The following is a 5177-nucleotide window of genomic DNA, read 5'->3' on the forward strand; positions in this document are numbered from 1 at the left end:
GGTGTCCGGGGATCGCGGCGCGCTCGCCTTCGACCTGGAGCGGCTCAACGAGCTGCGCTTCTACGACAGGACCGGGCCGGCCGCGCTCCAGGGGTTCACGACGATCCTCGTGACCGAGCCCGAGCATCCGTACGTGGCCGCATGGTGGCCGGCCGGGCACATGCTCGGCTACGAGCACGGCTTCGTGCACCAGGTGGTCGACCTCGTCACCGCGATCAGCGAGGGCAGCACGCCGCATCCGACCTCCGAGGAGGGCCTCGGCGTGCAGCGGGTGCTCGCCGCCGTCGAGGCGAGCGCGGCGGACCGGTCCGCCTGGACGGACGTGCCGCAGTAGGTCCGGTCAGGCGACCTGGGCGATGCGCTCGAGCGTCGGGCGCCCAGCGGAGAACCACCGTGGGAACGTCACGTCGAAGAGCTGCTCGATCGCGAGCTGCGCGCCGCCGCGCAGCGGCTCCCGCTCGTCGCCGTGCGCCCGGGTGATCAGGAGGTCGCGGGTCGCGAGCGGCAGGGAGAGCCCGTAGACCCGCTGCCGCACCTCGGCGAGGAAGATCTCGCCCGCCGCCGACACCGCGCCGCCGATGACGATCACGCTCGGGTTGAAGACGTTCACGAGCGTCGCGATGGACTCGCCGACGAGCCGGGCGGACCGCTGCACGAGCGACACGGCGAGGGGATCGCCGTTCATCGCTGCGACCGCGACCGTCTCCGGCGAGATCGCCGTCCCGCTCCTGCTGATCGACGACGGGGTGTCGGGCAGCGCCAGCTCCGCGTCGCGGACGATGGCCCAGCCGCCCGCCTCCGCCTCCAGGCATCCGCGCTTCCCGCAGCGGCAGAGGGTGGCGGAGTCGGCCACCCGCACGTGACCGATGTCGCCCGCGGCCCCGTTCGCGCCTCGGTGGATGCGGCCCCGCGAGACGAGCCCGGCACCGACCCCGCTGCCGACCTTGCAGTAGATGAGGTCGATCGCGTCGTCGTCGCGACGGCTGCGCTCGGCCAGGGCGAGGAGGTTCACATCGTTGTCGACCCAGGTGGGTGCGCCGAAGCACTCCTCGAACCGGCCGCGGACGTCGAAGCCGTTCCAGCCCGGCATGATCGGCGGGGCGACCGGGGCTCCGTTCTCGAAGTCCACGGGCCCGGGGACGCCGACGGTCACGGCCCAGACCGCCGGATGCCCGGCCGCCGTCAGCAGGCCGTCGAGCAGCGACACCGCGAGGTCGAGCGTCTCGACCGGGCCGCGGGCGATGTCCCACAGCCGGTGATCCGAGGCGATGATCCGGCCGTCGAGGTGGGCGAGCCCGACACGGATGTGCAGGGCGCCGAGGGCGCAGACCAAGATGACGCCCTGCTCGGCGCGGAACCGCAGCGTGCGGGGCGCGCGGCCGCCGGAGGACGGGCCGAACTCCCCGTCCTCGAGGAACCCCATGGCGATGCCCGCGTCGACGCGCTGCGCGACGACCCCGCGCCCGAGCCCCGTGACCCGGCCGATCTCGGGCCGGGTGTGCGCTCCGCCCGTGCGCACGAGGTTCACGATGCGGAGCAGGCTGGTGACCTCGTCCGCCTGGGCGCCGAACCGCAGGGCGGACTCTTGGGTCATGCTTGATTTTGACATAAGTACGTCCGATCTGGACGGATCCGTCCGCGATCGACGGGCCGCTTCCCGTGTCTGCCGGGCTCGGGCTCTCGTTTCACCGACGCAAGCGCCATCCGATTGCTTTTGCTGTTTTTCGACAGAAGCGCGCTACGCTAGGCGCCTCGCCGCATCGCGCGCCCGGGTCGCTTCGTTCCCGGCAGCAGGTGGCACGGTGGTGCCGGCGTCCCGCACGGCGCGTCGACTCGAGGAGGAGCACCCATGGTCAGCAGCCCGACGGTCGTGGTCGTGGGCAGCGGCCCCATCGGTTCGGCGTACGCCCGGATCCTGATCGAGTCGGTGCCGGACCTCCGGGTCGTCATGTTCGAGGCCGGCCCGCGCTTGACCGACGTCCCCGGTGAGAGCGTGCGGAACATCCCGGATCCGGACGAGAAGGAACGCGCCCGCGAGATGTCGCAGGGGCCGCAGGCCGGCACCTACCGCGAGTCGCTCGGCGTCCCCGCCTCGGCGATGGTCGAGGGCATGTTCACCGCCCGCGGCGGCACGCACCTGCTCGACTTCGGCGGCGAGGGCTCCGGCCACGCGCCCACCTTCCCGGCCGGAGCCGCCTCCACCAACGTCGGCGGCATGGGCGCGCACTGGACCTGCGCGACGCCGGCGCCGGCGTTCAGCGAGCGGATCCCCTTCATCCCCGACGTGGAATGGGAGCCGCTCGTCGACGAGGCCGGACGCCTGCTGCACGTGCAGAACGCCGCGTTCGCCGATTCCGGTGTCGGCGCCGCGATCCGGTCCCTCCTCGACGAGGAGTTCGGCGCCGAGCTGCCGGACGGCTTCGGTCCGAGCACCCTGCCGGTCGCGGGCGACCCGCAGCCGGACGGGTCGATGCGCTGGGCGGGCGCGGACGTGGTGCTCGGCACGCTGATCGAGGCGGGCGACCCCCTCGCCGAGCGGTTCGAGCTGCACGACCTGACGCTGGTGCGGCGGGTGGAGCACGACGGCGCCCGGGTCACCGGCGTGACGGTCGAGGACCTCCGCACCCGCGAGACGTCCTTCGTGCCGGCGGACCTCGTTGTCGTTGCCGCCGACGCGTTCCGCTCCCCGCAGCTGCTCTGGGCCTCGGGCATCCGCCCCGCCGCCCTCGGCCACTACCTGACCGAGCACCCCGTCGTCATCTGCACCGTCGCGCTCGACGAGCAGCGGATGCGGCGGTTCGCCACCGAGGAGCAGCTCGCCGAAGAGCTGGCGCGCCGGTCGACGAACCCCACCGACCCCGTGGCGGCCGTCAACCGCATCCCGTTCTCCGAGCCGGACCACCCCTTCTCCCTGCAGGTGATGTACGCCGAGAACCCGCCATTCCAGCTCGACCCCGCGCACCCGGCAGCGGGCAACCGGTGGGGGTACGTGAACATGGGCTACGGGATGCGCAAGCAGCCCCGGTTCGAGGACGGCGTGATGTTCGACGACGCCGAGCTCGACTACCGCGGCTTCCCGAACATGACCATCCGGTACGAGCTGACCGAGTCGGAGCAGGCCGAGATCGCCGACGGCACCGAGGATCTGCGCCGTGCCGGGCACGCGCTCGGCACCTTCATCGCCGAGCCGCGCCTGCTGCCCAACGGGTCGAGCCTGCACTACCAGGGCACGATGCGGATGGGGGCCGAGGACGACGGCACCTCCGTCGCGGACCCGGACTCCCGGGTGTGGGGCTTCGAGAACCTCGTCGTCGGCGGGAACGCGCTGATCCCCACCGCGACCACGATGAACCCGACCCTCATGAGCACGGCGATCGCCGTCCGCGGGGCGCACGCCGCCGCGCAGCGACTGGCGGAGCAGGCGGGGTAGCGGCCCGCGTCAGGCGGGGTGCCGGGCCCGGAGTCGCGGCAGGATCTCGGTGCCGTAGAGCTCGATGAACCGGCGCTGGTCGGCGCCCGGGCCGTGGAACACGAGGTGCCGGAACCCGAGGGCCAGGACCTCCTCGATCCGCTCCACGTGCTCGTCCGGATCCGTCGAGACGATCCAGCGCGACGCGGCCCGCTCGATGGGCAGCGCATCCGCGAGCCGCTGCATCTCCCGCGGGTCGTGGACGGTCGTCTTCTCCTCGGGCGTGAGCGCGAGCGGCGCCCAGTACCGGGTGTCCTGCAGCGCCCGCTCGCGGTCGTGGTCGAAGGACACCTTCATCTCTATGAGCGTGTCGACGTCGTCCGCGGAACGGCCGGCCGCCGTGATGCCCTCCTGGAGGGCGGGCAGCAGGGTGTCGGTGTAGAGCTCTGGGGCCTTGCCGGAGGTGGTGATCCAGCCGGCCGCCCGCCGCCCGGCGAGCCGCGTGGCCGCGGGGCCCGAGGCGCCGATGTAGATCGGCACGGGCCGCTCCGGGCGGTCGTAGATGGTGGCGTGCTCCGTGCGGAAGAACGGCCCGTCGTGGGTCACGTCGTCCTCGGTCCAGAGCTGCTCGATGAGGCCGATGGCCTCCTTCAACCGCGCGAAGCGTTCCTTCTGATCGGGCCACGTGATGCCGAGCGCGACCTCGTTGAGGGCCTCGCCGGTACCGACGCCGAGCACGATCCGGTCGGGGAACATCGACCCGAGCGTCGCGAACGCCTGCGCGACGACCCCCGGGTGGTACCGGAACGACGGCGTGAGCACCGAGGTGCCGAGCAGCATCCGCGAGGTGCGGGCGCCGAGGGCGCCGAGCCACGGGATGGCCGCCGGCGCGTGGCCGCCCTCGTGGTTCCACGGCTGGAAGTGATCGGAGACGAAGAGCGAGTCGAAGCCGGCCTGCTCGGCGAGCACGCCGAACTCGAGCAGCTCACCCGGGCCGAACTGCTCGGCCGACGCCTTGTAGCCGAAGCGGAGCGGAACGGTCATCGCGGATCTCCTCGCCGGGACGAGCGGACGTCGCCCGGCCCTCTCCCACCATCCTCCCTCGCTGCTGCGTGCGACCCGTCAGGCTGCGTTCGGCTGCGGCTCGAGCTCGGCCCCCGGCAGCGGGAGCGCGGTGCTGCTGCGGAAGTGACCGACGAGTGTGAGGACGATGCCGCCCGCCGCCCAAGCGGCGAGGGTCCACCACTGGGGCGCGGTGTCCGCGTCGGGGAAGTAGGACAGCGAGCGCACGAGCGACGACGCCGCGCCCGGCTCGAACCACTGGCCGACGTCCCCCCACGGCCCCAGGATGAACTGCGCCGGCACCGCGGCGCCCGAGATCGGGTTGCCGATCAGCAGGCTGATCACGGCGCCGACGGCGATGCCGGGCGTGCCGATCAGCGAGTTGAAGCCGACCACCACCGCCGCGGTCGCGAGCATCGCGAGCCCGAACGCCGCGGCGTTCGCGAGCCAGGAGCCCTGCAGCACGTGCAGCCAGGTCTGCAGGACGAGGGTCACGACCGCTCCCGCAGCGATGCCGTAGACGAGCAGCGCGACCACCCGCCGCACGGCCCCGGCGACGAGCAGGGAGACGAGCACGCCGCCGAGCATCCCGCCGAGCACGAGCGGGAAGGATGCGCTCGTGAGCCCCGCGCCGATCGGGTCGTCGCTCGACAGCGGCACCACGTCGGTGATGCGCACGGTCGGGATGGCCGGCGGGGCGGCGGAG

General features: G+C 72.9%; 3 protein-coding genes and 2 pseudogenes. 2 read left to right on the plus strand and 3 right to left on the minus strand.

What is annotated here, in order from left to right; translation table 11 throughout:
* Positions 1 to 334: pseudogene (locus VIG76_RS03530) on the plus strand (gfo/Idh/MocA family oxidoreductase); the annotation flags it as partial.
* A gap of 6 nt (positions 335 to 340) precedes the next feature.
* Here VIG76_RS03530 and VIG76_RS03535 read toward each other — a convergent pair.
* Complete coding sequence (locus VIG76_RS03535) at positions 341 to 1594, minus strand: ROK family protein (protein WP_331951108.1); 1254 nt, start codon at positions 1592 to 1594, stop codon at positions 341 to 343.
* Between the two features lie 255 nt (positions 1595 to 1849).
* On the opposite strand from VIG76_RS03535, the gene VIG76_RS03540 reads away from it, so the two are divergent.
* Positions 1850 to 3430, plus strand: a complete 1581-nt coding sequence (locus VIG76_RS03540) for a GMC oxidoreductase (RefSeq protein ID WP_331951110.1) — start codon at positions 1850 to 1852, stop codon at positions 3428 to 3430.
* 9 nt (positions 3431 to 3439) lie between these two features.
* Here the strand turns inward: VIG76_RS03540 and fgd are convergent, their stop codons facing one another.
* Together fgd and VIG76_RS03550 are read right to left on the minus strand one after the other, a co-directional pair.
* Positions 3440 to 4453, minus strand: a complete 1014-nt coding sequence (gene fgd, locus VIG76_RS03545) for a glucose-6-phosphate dehydrogenase (coenzyme-F420) (RefSeq protein ID WP_331951112.1) — start codon at positions 4451 to 4453, stop codon at positions 3440 to 3442.
* Positions 4454 to 4531: 78 nt separating this feature from the next.
* A pseudogene (locus VIG76_RS03550) lies at positions 4532 to 5177 on the minus strand (hypothetical protein); the annotation flags it as partial.

The organism is Amnibacterium sp., assembly GCF_036559085.1.
In the GTDB taxonomy this organism is placed as follows: domain Bacteria; phylum Actinomycetota; class Actinomycetes; order Actinomycetales; family Microbacteriaceae; genus Amnibacterium.

Bases quoted from the DNA above. Each gene is read 5' to 3' on its own strand.
- VIG76_RS03540 (WP_331951110.1), top strand. From the start codon at position 1,850: ATGGTCAGCAGCCCGACGGTCGTGGTCGTGGGCAGCGGCCCCATCGGT.
- fgd (WP_331951112.1), bottom strand. From the start codon at position 4,453: ATGACCGTTCCGCTCCGCTTCGGCTACAAGGCGTCGGCCGAGCAGTTC.
- VIG76_RS03535 (WP_331951108.1), bottom strand. From the start codon at position 1,594: ATGACCCAAGAGTCCGCCCTGCGGTTCGGCGCCCAGGCGGACGAGGTC.